Origin of the sequence: Streptomyces sp. NPDC058632, assembly GCF_042717095.1 — a bacterium.
In the GTDB taxonomy this organism is placed as follows: Bacteria; Actinomycetota; Actinomycetes; order Streptomycetales; family Streptomycetaceae; genus Streptomyces.
Genome location: NZ_JBHXQZ010000053.1, coordinates 40,131 through 56,144, shown reverse-complemented (window position 1 = coordinate 56,144; position 16,014 = coordinate 40,131). Strand labels below are relative to the sequence as shown.

The window sequence follows — 16,014 nt, the reverse complement described above, 5'->3', positions numbered from 1 at the left end:
TTTTTTTTTATTCCCTGGGTTTCCGCGGGGGGGCCCCCCCAGGGGGTGCCCGCCCGGCTTCCGTGCCCTTCGGATGCCGTTTTGCCGGACCGGCAACAGGAGTGGCGTGTCCGGGACGCGTTGGGCGACGGTGGGCCGATGAACGACGACACCGCAGCGGGATCGCCCGCGTTCGACACCTCCTTCCCCGCCGACGGATACGCCGGAGACCCCGCGGTGAGGGCGGAGTGGGACAACCGGTACACCGACCGACAGCAGCTGTGGAGCGGCCGGCCCAATGGTGCGCTCGTGGCCGAGGCCGCCGGGCTCACACCCGGGCGGGTGCTCGACGTCGGCTGTGGCGAGGGCGCGGACGCCGTCTGGCTCGCGCGCCGTGGCTGGGACGTGACCGCGCTCGAGGTCTCGGGCGTGGCGCTGGAACGGGCGGCCGGGCACGCGCGGGACGCCGGCCTCGCCGTTCGCTGGGTTCACGCCTCACTGACGGAGGCGGCCCTCCCGCCGGTCTCCTTCGACCTGGTCTCCGCCCAGTACCCCGCCCTGCTGCGCACCCCCGACGCCGCGGCCGAGCGCGCGCTGCTCGCGGCCGTCGCGCCCGGCGGCGTACTGCTGCTCGTCCACCACGCGGGGATGGACACCCGGCAGGAGGACGAGAGCGGCTTCGACCCGGCCGACTACGTCTGGCCCTCGATGGTCGCCGCTCTGCTCGACGAGGACTGGGAGGTGGAGGTGGACGAGCAGCGGCCCCGCGTGGCACCCGACGGCGGCGCCGGCGCGCACCACACCGACGACCTGGTGCTGCGCGCGCGCCGGCTGCGCTGATCCCTCCTCCGTCCGCGGCAGACCCGACAGCCCGCTCCGATATCCGGCGTCCGCCGGCCGGCGGACGCCGTGTCGGATGTCACGGTGCTTGTCACCTCACGCCGTACCTCGCCCGTACATCGCCCGAATGTCACCCAGTGCCACGATCCGTTCGCGATTGGCAACGGTGTACTCGCGGTAGGGCCTGGGTAGGCCACGGCCGCATAACAAGGTGGACAGAAGGGTTTTCCGGGACTGTCTACGCGCGTTAATCTGCGGCGAAGCCAGCGCCGTCCCCCGAACTTCCGGCGCTTGTACGAAGGAGCACCACACATGCGCCGGATTTCCCGGATCACGGTCGCAGGCACGGCGACCGCCTCTCTGGCACTCGCGCTCGCCGCCTGCGGTGGCACCTCTACCTCCTCCAGCTCGTCGGAGTCCGCAGAGGACAAGGGTCTGGCCATCGCGTACGACGTCGGCGGCAGGGGTGACCAGTCCTTCAACGACGCCGCCTTCGCGGGCCTGCAGCAGGCGAAGAAGGAGTACGGCTACAAGACCGCCGACGTCGAACCCACCGACGGTGAGACCGACGCGGACAAGGAGCAGCGCCTGGCCTCGCTGGCGAAGCAGGGCTACGACCCGGTCATCGGTGTCGGCTACGCCTACGCCGCCGCCGTGAAGGGCGCCGCCGAGAAGTACCCGGACACGACCTTCGGCATCGTCGACGACGCCACGGTCGAGCTGGACAACGTGGCCGACCTGGTCTTCTCCGAGGAGCAGGCCTCCTACCTGGCCGGTGTCGCCGCCGCCGAGACCACCGAGACCGACGTCGTGGGCTTCATCGGCGGCGTGGACATCCCGCTGATCCACAAGTTCCGGGCCGGCTTCGAGCAGGGCGTCAAGGACACCGACCCGGACGTCAAGGTCATCTCGCAGTTCCTGACCCAGACGGCGGAGGAGGGTGGCTTCTCCAGCCCCGACAAGGGCAAGGCCGCCGCCGAGGGGCAGATCGAGAAGAAGGCCGACGTCGTCTACACGGCGGCCGGTCTGTCCGGTCAGGGCGCCATCGAGGCCGCGGCCGCCAACAAGGTCTGGGCGATCGGTGTGGACTCCGACCAGTACGCGCAGGAGGCGCTGGCGAAGTACAAGGACTCGATCCTCACCTCGGCGATGAAGGACGTCGCCAAGTCGGTCTACAAGCTGGCGCAGTCGGTCGAGGACAACTCTCCGCGCACCGGTATCCTCAGGGGCGATCTGGCGTCGGGTGAGGTCGGCCTGTCGAACTCGAACCCCGTGTTCGCGGACAACGACAAGCTCCAGGACGTCATCGAGACGGCCAAGAAGAAGATCATCAACGGCGAGATCAAGGTCGAGTCCAGCTGATCCGGCAGGACCTGAACAGCGTGTAACCCGTGGGGCTGTGACCGCTCGGCGGGGTGCGGGGAGTAGGCTCCCCGCACCCCGTCGAGCAAGGTGCGCGACCCCGTTCGATGCCGTAGGGGCGCTACGCGCGTAGACGACCCCCGTCCCCAGGAGTGCGCCATCAACGCGTCCAGCAGTCCTCCGGCCGGAGCGGCGGTCAACGAATCGGTGACCGCCGTCGAACTCGCCGGGATCACGAAACGGTTCCCGGGTGTCGTGGCCAACCACGACATCCACCTCACGGTCCGCAAGGGCACCGTGCACGCTCTCGTAGGCGAGAACGGGGCCGGCAAGTCGACGCTGATGAAGATTCTCTACGGCATGCAGAAGCCGGACGAGGGCACCATCGCGATCCACGGCGAGACGGTCTCCTTCTCCTCGCCGGCCGACGCCATCGCCCGCGGCATCGGCATGGTCCACCAGCACTTCATGCTCGCCGACAACCTCACGGTCCTCGAGAACGTGGTGCTCGGCAGCGAGAAGCTGTACGGCATCGGCGCGAAGGCCCGCCGCAGGATCAAGGAGATCTCCGAGCGCTACGGCCTCGGCGTACGCCCCGACCTGCTGGTCGAGGAGCTCGGTGTCGCCGCCCGCCAGCGCGTGGAGATCCTCAAGGTCCTCTACCGCGGCGCGACCACGCTGATCCTCGACGAGCCCACCGCCGTCCTCGTCCCGCAGGAGGTCGACGCGCTCTTCGACAACCTGCGCGAGCTCAAGGCGGAGGGCCTGTCGGTCATCTTCATCTCCCACAAGCTGGGCGAGGTCCTCTCGGTCGCCGACGACATCACCGTCATCCGCCGGGGCACCACCGTGGGTACCGCGGTTCCCGCCGAGACCACCTCGCGCCAGCTCGCCGAGATGATGGTCGGCAGCGAACTGCCCACGCCCGAGACCGCCGAGTCCACGGTCACCGACCGCGCGGTCGTCACCGTCGACAAGCTGCGCCTGGCGGCCCCCGGCGGCAAGGCCCTGCTCGACGACATCGGCTTCACCATCCACGCGGGTGAGGTCCTCGGCATCGCCGGCGTCGAGGGCAACGGCCAGACCGAACTGGTCGACGCGCTCATCGGTCTGCGGCACGCCGACTCCGGCACCATCCGGCTGGCCGACGAGGAGATCACCGGCTGGGCCACCCGCAAGCGCCGCGAGGAGGGCATCGGGTACATCCCCGAGGACCGCCACCGCCACGGCCTGCTCCTGGAGGCCCCCCTCTGGGAGAACCGCATCCTCGGCCACGTCACCGAGAAGCCCAACGCCAAGGGCGTCTGGCTGGACCCGAAGGCGGCCCAGGAGGACACCCGCCGCATCGTCCGGAAGTACGACGTACGCACCCCCGGCATCGACGTCACCGCCGCCTCCCTGTCCGGCGGCAACCAGCAGAAGCTGATCGTCGGCCGTGAGATGAGCCACCGGCCCCGCTTCCTGATCGCCTCCCACCCCACCCGCGGTGTGGACGTCGGCGCGCAGGCCGCGATCTGGGACCACATCCGTCAGGCGCGCCACGAGGGCCTCGCCGTCCTGCTGATCTCCGCCGACCTGGACGAGCTGATCGGCCTGTCCGACACCCTCCGGGTGATCTACGACGGCAGGCTCGTCGCGGACGCCGACCCCGCCACCATCACCCCGGAGGAGCTCGGTACGGCCATGACCGGTGCCGCCACCGGCCACCTCGAACACGACGAGAACCCCGAGACCGCGGCCGACGCCCGACAGACCGGGGCAGATGCCCCCGGCACCGCGGCCGGCGCCCCCGAGTCTCCGGAAGACGAGGCCCGCTGATGAAGAAGTTCGACAAGGAGCGCGTGCTCCTCGCGGTGGCCGGACCGGTCATCGCGCTCGCCGTGGCCTTCACGCTCAGCGCGATCGTGCTGCTCGCCTCGGGCAAGAACCCCGTCGAGCCGTTCGCCCTGATGTTCGAGCAGGCGACCTTCTCCGACATCCAAATCCTGATCGTCAACCAGGCGTCGATGTACTACATCGCCGCCCTCGCGGTGGCCATCGGCTTCCGGATGAACCTCTTCAACATCGGGGTCGACGGCCAGTACCAGCTCGGCGCCGTCATGGCCGCCGTCGTCGGCGCCCACATGAACCTGCCGGCCGTGCTGCAGATCCCGCTGCTGCTCCTCACCGCCGTGTTCACCGGCGCCTTCTGGTCCGGTATCGCCGGCGTCCTCAAGGTCACCCGCGGAGTCAGCGAGGTCGTCGCCACGATCATGCTCAACGCGATCGCGACGTCCGTGATCGGCTACCTGTGGCTGCCGACCGTCTTCGGCGTCAAGGTCGGCAACAACAACACGACCGGCGAGATGTACGAGTCCGGCTGGGTCCCCGGCATCGACATGGGTGAGGCCGGGGAGATCTACGGCCTGGTCGTCCTCGCCGCGCTGCTCGGCATCGGCTACTGGATCGTCCTCAACCGCACCCGCTTCGGCTTCGACCTGCGCGCCTCCGGCGCCTCCACGACCGCCGCCGCGGCCAGCGGGGTGGACCCCAAGCGCATGGTGCTCAGCGCCATGCTGATCTCCGGCGGCCTCGCCGGACTCGCGGGCCTGCCGATCCTGCTCGGCGACTCCCACACGTACAACCTGAACTTCCCCACCGGTATCGGCTTCCTCGGCATCGGCATCGCCCTCCTGGGCCGCAACAGCCCCGTCGGCATCGCCTTCGCCGCCCTCCTGTGGGCCTGGCTCGACAAGGCCTCGCCCGAGCTGGACTTCCACGGCTACGACAAGGAGATCGCGGTCATCATGCAGGGCCTGATCGTCCTCTCGGTCGTCGTCGCCTACGAGGCCGTCCGCGAGTGGGGCCTGCGCCGCCAGCAGCGCCAGGTCGGCGCGGAACTCGCCGCGGGTCACGTCCTCGGCGCCGACAACAACACCATGAAGGAGGTGGCCGGCCGATGACCGCTCCGACCACAGCGACCGACGTCAACCAGCCCTCGCTGCAGCACGCGGCGCCCACCGGCCGCCGCATGTCGTGGCCCGTGCTGCTGCTGGTCATCGCCGGCGCCCTGGCCCTGGTCTCGATCGTCCGCCTCATCACCGGCGCGAACGGCATCACCAACGTCAGCCAGATGTCCACCGCCCTCCAGCTCGCCGTCCCCATCGGCCTCGCCGGACTCGGCGGCCTGTGGGCCGAGCGCGCGGGTGTCGTCAACATCGGCCTCGAGGGCATGCTGATCCTCGGCACCTGGTTCGGCGCCTGGGCCGGATTCCAGTGGGGCCCGTGGACCGGCGTCCTCGTCGGCATCATCGGCGGCTGCCTCGGCGGACTGCTGCACGCCTTCGTCACCGTCACCTTCCGCGTCAACCACATCGTCTCCGGTGTGGCCATCAACATCCTCGCCCTCGGCGCCACCCGCTACCTCGCCCCGCTGGCCTTCGAGGGCCACCAGGGCGGCTCGGCCAAGCAGTCCCCGGCGATCGAACCGCTCGGCCGCTTCACCGTGCCGGGGCTGTCCGACGCGCTGCGGGACCTCAACGCCAAGGGCTGGTTCTTCGTCTCCGACGTCGCCGGCCTGCTCGGCGGCCTGGTCACCAACGTCTCCTGGCTGACCCTCATCGCCGTCGCGCTCATCCCCGCGACCTGGTGGATCCTCTGGCGCACCGCCTTCGGCCTGCGCCTGCGCTCCTGCGGCGAGAACCCCGTCGCCGCCGAATCCCTCGGCGTCAACGTCTACAAGTACAAGTACCTGGCCGTGATCATCTCCGGCGGTCTGGCCGGCCTCGGCGGCGCCTTCCTCTCCATCGTCGCCAACCCCTTCTACCTGGAGGGCCAGGTCAGCGGGCGCGGCTACATCGGCCTCGCCGCGATGATCTTCGGCAACTGGATGCCGGGCGGCCTCGCCATCGGCGCCGGGCTCTTCGGCTACACCGACAGCCTCAACCTGCGCGGCGGCTCCACCAACGTGCACGCCCTGCTGCTGCTCGGCGCGCTGCTGCTGGTCATCGGCGCGATCTGGCTGGCGATCCGCAAGAAGTACGTGGCCGCGGCCATCACCCTGGTCGTCGGCGCCCTCGTCTACGCCTGGTACGCCGGCACCAACGAGGTCCCCAACCAGGTCGTCGCCGCCACGCCGTACGTCATCACCCTCGTGGTCCTGGCCCTGTCCGCGCAGCGGCTGCGCATGCCCAGGGCGAACGGACTGCCGTACCGGAAGGGACAGGGCGGATGACCCCGGCCCAGGCCGCCGCGGCGGACATCGACTGGGAGGCGCTGCGCGCGGTGGCACGGGAGGCCATGTCCCACGCGTACGCCCCCTACTCGGACTACCCGGTCGGCGTCGCCGCCCTGGTCGACGACGGGCGCACGGTCTCCGGCTGCAACGTCGAGAACGCCAGCTACGGGCTCGGCCTGTGCGCCGAGTGCGGACTGGTCTCGGAGCTGCAGCGCACCGGCGGCGGCCGGCTCACGCACTTCACCTGCGTGGACGGCAGGGGCGCGATACTCGTCCCGTGCGGCCGCTGCCGGCAGCTGCTGTACGAGTTCGGCGGCCCGGAGCTGCTCCTGGAAACCCCGGCGGGTGTCCTGCCGCTCTCGGAGATGCTGCCCCAGGCCTTCGGCCCGGAACACCTCGCCCAGTAGCTCTGCGGGACCCCGTAGACCCCGCAGTACCTCGCTCGCCCACCCCCGTAGCCCACCGCACCCCTGCAGCTCCACCGCGGCCCCTCCTCGCGGCCCGCTCCCGACCGGAGGGGCCGCGTCCCGAAGGGCCGAGCCCTTCGCACTCCGGAAGGAACGCCAGCCATGGCCATGGACGTCATCTCCGTCATCCGCACCAAGCGGGACCGCGGCGAACTCAGTGACGAGCAGATCGACTGGGTGATCGACGCGTACACCCGCGGGGAGGTCGCCGACGAGCAGATGTCGGCCCTCGCGATGGCGATCCTCCTCAACGGCATGAACCGGAACGAGATCGCCCGCTGGACCGCGGCGATGATCGCCTCCGGCGAGCGCATGGACTTCTCCTCGCTGTCCCGGCCCACCGCCGACAAGCACTCCACGGGCGGCGTCGGCGACAAGATCACCCTGCCGCTCGCCCCGCTGGTCGCCGCCTGCGGCGCGGCCGTCCCGCAGCTGTCCGGCAGGGGCCTCGGCCACACCGGCGGCACCCTGGACAAGCTGGAGTCGATCCCCGGCTGGCGCGCGCTGCTGTCCAACGACGAGATGCTCTCCGTCCTGGACGGCGTCGGCGCCGTGATCTGCGCGGCCGGCGACGGCCTCGCCCCCGCCGACAAGAAGCTCTACGCCCTGCGCGACGTGACCGGCACCGTCGAGGCGATCCCGCTGATCGCCTCCTCGATCATGTCGAAGAAGATAGCCGAGGGCACCGGCTCGCTCGTCCTGGACGTGAAGGTGGGCAGCGGAGCCTTCATGAAGACCCTGGACGACGCCCGCGAACTCGCCTCCACGATGGTCGGCCTCGGCACCGACCACGGCGTGCGGACCGTCGCCCTGCTCACCGACATGTCGACGCCGCTCGGCCTGACCGCCGGCAACGCGCTCGAGGTCCGCGAGTCGGTGGAGGTCCTGGCGGGCGGCGGCCCCGCCGACGTCGTGGAACTGACCCTCGCCCTGGCCCGCGAGATGCTCGACGCCGCCGGTATCAAGGACGCCGACCCGGCGAAGGCCCTGGCCGACGGCACCGCGATGGACGTCTGGCGCCGCATGATCGCGGCCCAGGGCGGCGACCCGGACGCCCCCCTGCCGACGGCGCGCGAACAGCATGTGGTGACGGCGTCCGCCTCCGGCGTCCTGACCCGCCTGGACGCCTACGACATCGGCGTCGCCGCCTGGCGCCTGGGCGCGGGCCGCGCCCGCAAGGAGGACCCGGTGCAGGCGGGCGCGGGCGTCGAACTGCACGCCAGGCCCGGCGACACCGTCACCGCGGGCCAGCCCCTGCTCACCCTCCACACGGACACCCCGGACCGCTTCGACTACGCCCTCGACGCGGTGTCCGGCTCCTACGACATCGAGGCCCCCGGCACGCCGTTCACGGCGACGCCGGTGGTGCTGGAGCGGATCGCCTGACCTTCGCCCGCGGCCGGAGGCCGCTGTCGGACACGCCCCGACCGGGTGAACGGGACCGGTGGACCGCCACCGGTCCCGTTCGGCATGCCGGGATCGGTGACGCACCGACGGGAGACCGCCATGAGCGCACTCACCGTGAGCCAGGACCCCGAACAGAGCTGGGACGGCCTCGTCCGGTTCTGGGAGGAGACGGAATGGCCCGAGGGCAGCAAGGTGGAGATCATCGAGGGGATCGCCCCCGTGTCACCTGCTCCCGCGTACCGGCACAACGTCATCGCGGCCGCATCCAGCGGCGTCTCTGCTCTGTGATCCCCGAGCACCGGGAAATCCGCCAGACCCAGGCCATTGCCGTGCCCTCACGCCTGGGGATGCTCATCCCGGACCTTCTGGTGGCCCCGGTCCGGGACGACTCGGAGTCGGACACCCACACTCCCGCCGCCCGCGCCGAACTCGTGGTCGAGGTGACCTCCAAGTCCAACGCGCGCCACGACCGCGTCAGCAAGCCCGCCGCCCGTGCCGCCGCGGGCATCCCGCTCCACCTCCTCGTGGACCGCTGGGCCCCCGACGGCCCAAGGGCGACCCTCTTCGGGGAACCGAAGGGCGATGTCCACCGCCCCCTGGAATCCGTCACGTTCGGGGAGCCCGTCAAGATCCCGGCGCCCTTCGGTCTCGTCATCGACACCGGCGAGTTCCCCGACACCTGAGTCACCCCAGCAGCGTCGCCACCACCACGAGCACCGGGACCGACAGCAGGGTCGACACCAGGATCGCCTCGCGGGCCAGGGTCTCGCCCACGCGGTAGCGGCTCGCGTAGGTGAAGATGTTCTGCGCCGCCGGGAGCGCCGACGTCACCACCACGTCGAGCAGTTGGGCGCCGCGCAGGCCGAAGACCGTCACCGCCAGTACCCAGGCGACCGCCGGCTGGCCCACCGACTTCAGGGCCACGGCGAGCAGCACCGTCCCGCGTTCACCGCCCCGCAGGGGCAGGGAGCTGCCGCGCAGCGAGATGCCGAACGCGAGCAGGACCGCCGGGACCGCCATGTTGCCGATCAACGTCAGCGGGTCCATGACCGGGCCGGGGATCCCGAGGCCGCTCGCCGACACCGCCACCCCCGCCAGTGAGCCCAGCGCGACCGGATTCCGCAGCGGTGTGAGCAGCCGCCGCCCCAGGGGCTGTTTCTCCCCGGCGGTCGCCAGGTCCAGGATCGTCAGCGCGACCGGTGTGACCCCGACGAGCTGGAACAGCAGCACCGGCGCCACGAGCGAGGCGTCTCCGAGGACGTACACGGCGATCGGGATGCCCAGGTTGCCGGAGTTCACGTAGCTGGAGCACAGGGCGCCGATGGTGGTGCGGCCCACGCCCCAGCCGCGCGCGGCACCCACCGCCACGAAGACGCCGGCCACCGCGGCCGTGCTCAGCGCGGTGACCAGGAGGCGGCCGGAGAAGACCAGCGACAGGTCGGCCTCGGCGAGGATCGTGAACAGCAGCGCCGGGGACGCCACGTGGAACGCGAGCTTCGTCAGCACCTCGTGGCCCTGCCGGCCGAGATACCCCCGGCGGCCGATCAGGTAGCCGGCGCCGATGACGACCGCGATCACCGCGAAGCCGCTCAGCACCCCCTGCACGACGGCTCCTCGCCGGGGTGGCGGGCACTGCGAGTACCGGGGACCGCGGACGGGGAAGATCTGTGGCGCATACAGGCAACCCTCGGGGGCGGGTCGTGCCCGGGTCAATGTGATCTCCACTGCGCCGCATCACGAGGAGGGGATGCGGCGCGGTGTGCCACGAGGAGCCACCGCGATGAGTTACGCGCCCGCGCCCGGTCTACCGCTCGTGGATGCCATGACACCCCCTGTACTCGTCCTGCGCGGCCCCGTCACCCCGGACGGGGTGAGCGGGCCGAGTGACGCGCTGCGGGCACTCCTGGACGGTGGCGGGGCCGGCGGGGTGGTCGTCTGCGACGTGGGAGGGCTGGGGCCGCCGGGGCTCGCCGCCGTGAACCTGCTGGCGCGCCTCCAGCTCCTGGCCCGCCGGACCGGCGGCCGGATACGGCTGCGCGACCCCGACCCCGCCCTATGCTCCCTGCTCGACCTCGTCGGACTCGGCTTCGAGGTGGAGGGGCAGCCCGAAGAGCGGGAACCAGCGCTGGGTGTCGAGGAAGCAGTGGAACCCGGTGATCCGGCCGTCTGATATCTCCAGCACCTGGACCGCCCACGGCACGAACCCGCCGCTCTCCGGGTCCGGCTTGTACTGGGCGAACCCGGGCAGGCCGTTCACCTGGACCGGCAGCAGCCGCGAGCCCGCACAGGCGGAGCCCAGCGTCGTCATGAAGCCCGTGATGTCGCCGGTGCCGGTCAGCCACAGGTCGAACGGCGGCATCGTCATGATGGCGTCCTCGTGCAGCAGCGCCGTCAGCGCCGACATGTCGTACCCCTCGAACGCCGCCACATAGCGCTCCAGGAGCTTCTGCTGCTCCTCGTCCAACGGATCCGAGACGGACGCCTCGGCGCCCGGCTGCCGGCCCTCAGCGAGCGTCGCCCGCGCCCGCTGCAACGCGCTGTTGACGGACGCGACCGAGGTGCCGAGCAGCTCGGCCACCTCACTCGCCCTCCAGGCCAGCACCTCGCGCAGCACCAGCACCGCCCGCTGCTTGGGCGGCAGCTGCTGGAGGGCGGCCATGAAGGCGAGCCGCACGGACTCCTTGGCCACCGCCGCCTCCGCCGGGTCGGCGGTCTCGGGCAGCATGCGGGAGTCCGGCATCGGCTCCAGCCAGGTGTGGTCGGGCCGGGGGGAGAGGGCCGCGCGGGCCAGCGGCGTCGACTCCGTCAGGTCCATCGGGCGGGCCCGCTTGTTGCCCGCCGTCAGCATGTCCAGGCAGACATTGGTCGCGATGCGGTAAAGCCAGGAGCGCAGACTGGAACGGCCCTCGAACCTGTCGAAGCTGCGCCAGGCACGGACCATCGTGTCCTGCACCGCGTCCTCCGCGTCGAAGGAGGAACCGAGCATGCGGTAGCAGTACCCGGTCAACTCGACGCGGTGCGCCTCGAGCCTGGCGTCGAGACCGGTCGTCGTCGCCGTGCCGTTCGTCATCGTCCGTCAACCCCTGTGGCTTGTCTGTGGCGCGCCTTCGCACCCAGCACTTCGGAAGCTACCGCAGCCCACTGACAACGGCCCTCCGAGTCGACGAACGTGCAGGTGGGGGGAGCGGGTTCGGCGGGCGGAACAACTGCTGCCGCCCGCCGGTCCCGTCCGCGGAACCGCTTTGGACCCGTGGAACCGGCCCTACGCCGGGGCGAGCCCGCGCCGCTCCGCCCGGGCCGCGCGGGTGCCCAGCACCGTGATGGCCACGACGCCGGCCACCGCCACCAGGCCGACCCCCACGGTCCCGGCCCAGCCGCCCGAGTGGAAGGCGAGCGCGCCGACCGTGCTGCCCGCGCTGGAGCCGACGTAGTAGGCGGACTGGTACAGCGCCGACGCCTGGGCGCGGCCCTGGGTGGCCGTCCGCCCGACCGCCGAGGACGCGACCGCGTGGCCCGCGAAGAAACCGCCGGTGATCAGCACCAGGCCCAGCAGGATCAGGGACAGGGAGCCGGCCAGGGACAGCAGCAGACCCGCCGCCGTGGTGCCGCCCGCCGCGTACAGCGCGCCCCGGCGGCCGAGCCGGCCCACCAGCCGGCCCGCCGCCGACGCCGCCACCGTGCCGACCAGGTACACCAGGAAGATCGAGCCGACGATGCCCTGCGGGAGGGAGAAGGGTGCCTCGGCCAGCCGGTAGCCGATCACGGTGTAGACCCCGCCGAACACGGTCATGAACAGGGCGCCGATGGCGTACAGGCGCCGCAGCAGCGGGTTCGCGAGATGGTCGCGGACCGTGCCGAGCAGTACGCGCGGGCGCAGCGAACCCGGCCGGAAGTGCTTCGGCGCCGGCAGCAGCAGCCGGAACGCCACCGCGCACGCCACCGCGAGCACCCCGATCACGCCGACGGCGACCCGCCAGCCCCACTCCTGGGCCACCCAGCCGGTGATGACCCGGCCGCTCATCCCGCCGACGCTGTTGCCCGCGACGAACAGTCCGATCGCGGTCACCAGGGCCTTCGGCCGGACCTCCTCCGCCAGATACGCGGTCGCCGACGCGGGCACCCCGGCCAGGGCCGCCCCCTGGAGCGCCCGCAGCGCCACCAGGGAGCCCAGCGACGGGGCGAAGGGGACCAGCAGCCCGACGGTCACCGCGACGGCCAGCGAGGCCGTCATGACCGTACGGCGTCCGTAGCGCTCCGACAGCACGCTCATCGGCAGCACGAACACCGCGAGACCGCCGGTGGCCGCCGCCACCGTCCAGCTCGCATCGCCCGCGCTCACCCCGAGGTCGCCGGAGATCAGCGGCAGCAGGGCCTGCGTGGAGTACAGCAGCGCGAAGGTCGCCACACCCGCCAGGAACAGGGCGAAGCTCATCCGGCGGAAACCGGGGCCGCCCGGGGACAGACGGGAGTCGGCACCGCCCGGCGCGCCCGGGGCGTCCGGAGCGGTCGGCGGGCCCGCGGGAGGAGAGGAGGGGGAGGCAGGGGACGTGACGGAGGTGCGGGCGTCCATGGTGGTGGACGCCTTGGTACTGGCGGGAGACATGCCGCGAACCTACGGACGGCCCCACTCATCCGTCCAATGCATGGAATCGTCATAATCGTTCCCATGCAGCATCAGCAGAGGTCATCGGGCCGGCTGTCACCGTCCAGTGACACAGAAGACATTGTCGCGCTGCTCGTGCCGCGCCTCGTCCACTTCGCCGGCGTCGCCCGCACGGAGCATGTCACCCGTGCCGCCCAGGAGATGCAGGTACCGCAGTCCACGCTCTCCCGGTCCGTCGTCCGCCTCGAACAGGACCTGGGCGTCGACCTGTTCGCCCGTCACGGCCGGACTCTCTCCCTCACCCCCGCCGGCCGCACCTTCCTCGCCTCCGTGGAACGGGCCCTCGCCGAGATCGAGCGGGCCGCCGACGAGGTCCGCGCCGACGCCGACCCGGCCACCGGCAAGGTCGCCTTCGGGTTCCTGCACACCATGGGCGCCGAGACCGTGCCCGGCCTGCTGCACGCCTTCCGCGCCGACCACCCGCGCATCCGCTTCAGCCTCGTCCAGAATCACGGCGAGGCCATGCTGGAAGGCCTCCGCGCGGGCGAGCTCGACCTGTGCCTGACCTCCCCGGTCCCGGACGCCCCCGACCTCGTCGCCCGCCGCCTGGACGAGCAGAAGCTGCGCCTGGTCGTCCCCGCCGACCACCGGCTCGCCGGGCGCCGCCGGATCCGCCTCGCCGAGGCCGCCGACGAGAACTTCGTGACCCTGGAACCCGGTTACGGCCTGCGCCGCATCACCGACGACCTCTGCGCCCGGGCCGGGTTCCGGCCCCGGGTCGCCTTCGAGGGCGAGGAGGCGGAGACCTTGCGGGGCCTGGTCGCGGCCGGACTCGGCGTCGCCCTGCTGCCCCCGCCGGCCGTGCCCCGCCCCGGTGTGGTCGAACTGACCGTCACCTCGCCGCGGGCGGCCCGTGAGATCGGCGTCGCCTGGCTGGCGGGGCGGCCGGACACCCTGCCGGTGTCGGCGTTCAAGAGGTTCCTGCTGTCGCGGCGCGGCCACCTGCTCCCGGGCTGACCGGCACCCGTCACCCGGCACCCGTCACCCCGGCGCGTACGGCCGCGGTCGCCTACCGCCGTAACGACGTACCGAACCCCGAGGCCAGCGGCATCCGCAGCCCCAGCGGCGGAGGCGCCGCCAGCGCGTCCCGCACCGGACGCGACAGCGCCCGCCCGAACAGCGTCCCCATCACGAAGTCCTCGCACAGCGCCAGTACTTCGTCCCGGTACTGGCGCAACCCGTGCCCGTCTGCGTGCACTTCGAAGCGGCACACGTTCCGGTTCGCCTTCTTCGCCCGCGCCGCCAGCCGGAAGGACAGTTCGGGGTCGGTCCGGGCGTCGTGCGTGCCGTGCACGATCAGTACCTGCCGGCCGGCCAGTTGTTTCACCGGTTCGGGCGGTGCGGCCACATCCTCCTCGGGCAGCCAGGGGGCCAGCGCCAGCACGGAGCCGACGGCCTCGTGGCCGCCCGCGCGCAGGGCCGCCCTGCCGCCCATGCCGGGGCCGGCCAGGCACACGGGAACGTCCCCGTAGCGCCGCACGGCCTCGTCGACGGCCCAGGTGGCGTCCCGCGCGAGATGCGCCTCACTGCCGTTCCAGCCCCGGTAGCGGTAGTGGACGGCATGAACGGCGAGCTGCTCGGCCCGCCCCGCGCGGCTGAGACGGCGTCCCAGCGCGCGTACGGAGGCGGCCGCCACCAGGGGGGACGGTCTGCGGCTGGAGACCGGATCACCGCCGGGCAGCAGCAGCACCACGCCGCTCGCCGCCCTGGGCTCCGGGCCGAGCGCCCTCCCCAGCCGTGCCCCGCGCACCGGTGTCGCTTGCTGTGCCATGACAAAACAGTGTCAGAAGCAACGGTGTACGGGACCCTGCCGTGCGGTCACCGTTGGGTATCGGCATATGCGCACGCCGGGTGATCTGCGCGCGTAGGCGACGACAGGCGATCTACGCGCGTAGGCGTTAGAGTGTCGAGATGACGAGCCAGAGCGCCGCGAACACCCCGGCCGCGGACCAGATCCGCCGGGCGCCCAAGGTTCTGCTGCACGACCACCTCGACGGCGGCCTGCGCCCCGGCACCGTCGTCGACCTGGCCCGCGAGGGCGGCTGCACCCGACTCCCCGAGACCGACCCGGGCAAGCTCGGCCTCTGGTTCCGGGAAGCCGCCGACTCCGGTTCCCTGGAGCGGTACCTGGAGACGTTCTCGCACACCGTCGGCGTCATGCAGACCCGGGACGCCCTGGTGCGGGTGGCCGCCGAGTGCGTCGAGGACCTGGCCGAGGACGGTGTCGTCTACGCCGAGGTGCGCTACGCGCCCGAGCAGCACCTCGAGGGCGGGCTGACCCTCGAAGAGGTCGTCGAAGCGGTCGACGAGGGGTTCCGGCAAGGGGAACGGCGGGCCGGGCGGGACGGCCGGCGCATCCGTGTCGGCGCGCTGCTCACCGCCATGCGGCACGCGGCCCGCGCCCTGGAGATCGCCGAACTCGCCAACCGCCACCGGGACCTGGGCGTCGTCGGCTTCGACATCGCGGGAGCCGAGGCCGGTTACCCTCCCACCCGGCACCTCGACGCCTTCGAGTACCTCAAGCGCGAGAACAACCACTTCACGATCCACGCCGGCGAGGCCTTCGGGCTCCCGTCCATCTGGCAGGCCCTCCAGTGGTGCGGCGCCGACCGGCTCGGGCACGGGGTGCGCATCATCGACGACATCCAGGCGCACGACGACGGCACGGTCGAGCTCGGCCGGCTCGCCTCCTACGTCCGGGACAAGCGCATCCCGCTGGAGCTGTGCCCCAGCTCCAACCTGCAGACCGGGGCGGCGGCCTCGTACGCCGAGCACCCCATCGGCCTGCTGCGCCGGCTGCATTTCCGTGTCACGGTGAACACCGACAACAGGCTCATGTCGCACACGAGCATGAGCCAGGAATTCGAGCACCTGGTCGACGCGTTCGGTTACACGCTCGACGACATGCAGTGGTTCTCCGTCAATGCGATGAAATCGGCATTCATTCCTTTCGACGAACGACTCGCCATGATCAATGACGTCATCAAGCCCGGTTATGCCGAGCTGAAATCCGAATGGCTGTTCCGCCAGACTGCCTCCACCAGCGGTTCTGTCGCCTCGGAAGAGTGATCGGGAGAATT

14 protein-coding genes and 1 pseudogene are annotated in these 16,014 nt (G+C 71.6%); 11 read left to right on the top strand and 4 right to left on the bottom strand.

Annotated elements, in window-relative coordinates; genetic code table 11:
• Positions 1-138: 138 nt before the first annotated feature.
• The 8 genes and pseudogenes from ACFWVE_RS21045 (at position 139) to ACFWVE_RS21010 (ending at position 8,954) form a co-directional block, all read left to right on the top strand.
• The gene (locus ACFWVE_RS21045; RefSeq protein WP_384016086.1) at positions 139-819 is read left to right on the top strand and encodes a class I SAM-dependent methyltransferase; all 681 of its coding nucleotides are present in this window, start codon (positions 139-141) and stop codon (positions 817-819) included.
• 312 nt (positions 820-1,131) lie between these two features.
• Positions 1,132-2,181, top strand: a complete 1,050-nt coding sequence (locus ACFWVE_RS21040) for a BMP family protein (protein ID WP_384016084.1) — start codon at positions 1,132-1,134, stop codon at positions 2,179-2,181.
• A gap of 207 nt (positions 2,182-2,388) precedes the next feature.
• Positions 2,389-3,999 carry an ABC transporter ATP-binding protein gene (locus tag ACFWVE_RS21035; protein WP_384016082.1) on the top strand — a complete coding sequence of 537 codons (1,611 nt, stop codon included), beginning with the start codon at positions 2,389-2,391 and terminating at the stop codon, positions 3,997-3,999.
• Positions 3,999-5,123: an ABC transporter permease gene (locus ACFWVE_RS21030; protein WP_384016080.1), complete on the top strand. Its 1,125-nt coding sequence runs from the start codon at positions 3,999-4,001 to the stop codon at positions 5,121-5,123. Before ACFWVE_RS21035 ends, ACFWVE_RS21030 begins: the two co-directional genes overlap by 1 nt.
• A complete protein-coding gene (locus tag ACFWVE_RS21025; RefSeq protein WP_384016078.1) occupies positions 5,120-6,394 on the top strand; it encodes an ABC transporter permease in 1,275 nt (424 codons plus the stop codon). The genes ACFWVE_RS21030 and ACFWVE_RS21025 overlap by 4 nt, the downstream gene beginning before the upstream one ends.
• A complete protein-coding gene (locus ACFWVE_RS21020) occupies positions 6,391-6,804 on the top strand; it encodes a cytidine deaminase (RefSeq protein ID WP_384016076.1) in 414 nt (137 codons plus the stop codon). The genes ACFWVE_RS21025 and ACFWVE_RS21020 overlap by 4 nt, the downstream gene beginning before the upstream one ends.
• Before the next feature lie 162 nt (positions 6,805-6,966).
• On the top strand, positions 6,967-8,250 hold the full coding sequence (locus ACFWVE_RS21015; RefSeq protein WP_384016074.1) for a thymidine phosphorylase: 1,284 nt from the start codon (positions 6,967-6,969) through the stop codon (positions 8,248-8,250).
• 120 nt (positions 8,251-8,370) lie between these two features.
• Positions 8,371-8,954, top strand: a pseudogene (locus tag ACFWVE_RS21010) (Uma2 family endonuclease).
• Between the two features lies 1 nt (position 8,955).
• Here ACFWVE_RS21010 and ACFWVE_RS21005 read toward each other — a convergent pair.
• Positions 8,956-9,876, bottom strand: a complete 921-nt coding sequence (locus ACFWVE_RS21005; protein ID WP_384016072.1) for an AEC family transporter — start codon at positions 9,874-9,876, stop codon at positions 8,956-8,958.
• 175 nt (positions 9,877-10,051) lie between these two features.
• Between ACFWVE_RS21005 and ACFWVE_RS21000 the strand changes: the two genes are divergently transcribed.
• Positions 10,052-10,441 (top strand): STAS domain-containing protein, encoded by a 390-nt coding sequence (locus ACFWVE_RS21000; RefSeq protein WP_384016070.1) that lies wholly within the window; start codon positions 10,052-10,054, stop codon positions 10,439-10,441.
• Here ACFWVE_RS21000 and ACFWVE_RS20995 read toward each other — a convergent pair.
• Entirely contained in the window at positions 10,325-11,341 is a 1,017-nt protein-coding gene (locus ACFWVE_RS20995) for a sigma-70 family RNA polymerase sigma factor (RefSeq protein ID WP_384016068.1), read from the bottom strand. The genes ACFWVE_RS21000 and ACFWVE_RS20995 overlap by 117 nt on opposite strands.
• Before the next feature lie 192 nt (positions 11,342-11,533).
• Positions 11,534-12,874 (bottom strand): MFS transporter, encoded by a 1,341-nt coding sequence (locus ACFWVE_RS20990; protein WP_384016066.1) that lies wholly within the window; start codon positions 12,872-12,874, stop codon positions 11,534-11,536.
• A 63-nt stretch (positions 12,875-12,937) separates the two neighbouring features.
• Between ACFWVE_RS20990 and ACFWVE_RS20985 the strand changes: the two genes are divergently transcribed.
• Positions 12,938-13,891 carry a LysR family transcriptional regulator gene (locus ACFWVE_RS20985; protein WP_384016064.1) on the top strand — a complete coding sequence of 318 codons (954 nt, stop codon included), beginning with the start codon at positions 12,938-12,940 and terminating at the stop codon, positions 13,889-13,891.
• Between the two features lie 52 nt (positions 13,892-13,943).
• On the opposite strand, the gene ACFWVE_RS20980 is transcribed toward ACFWVE_RS20985, so the two are convergent.
• Positions 13,944-14,705: an alpha/beta hydrolase gene (locus ACFWVE_RS20980; RefSeq protein WP_384016062.1), complete on the bottom strand. Its 762-nt coding sequence runs from the start codon at positions 14,703-14,705 to the stop codon at positions 13,944-13,946.
• Positions 14,706-14,845: 140 nt separating this feature from the next.
• Between ACFWVE_RS20980 and ACFWVE_RS20975 the strand changes: the two genes are divergently transcribed.
• Entirely contained in the window at positions 14,846-16,003 is a 1,158-nt protein-coding gene (locus ACFWVE_RS20975; protein ID WP_384016060.1) for an adenosine deaminase, read from the top strand.
• Positions 16,004-16,014: the final 11 nt, after the last annotated feature.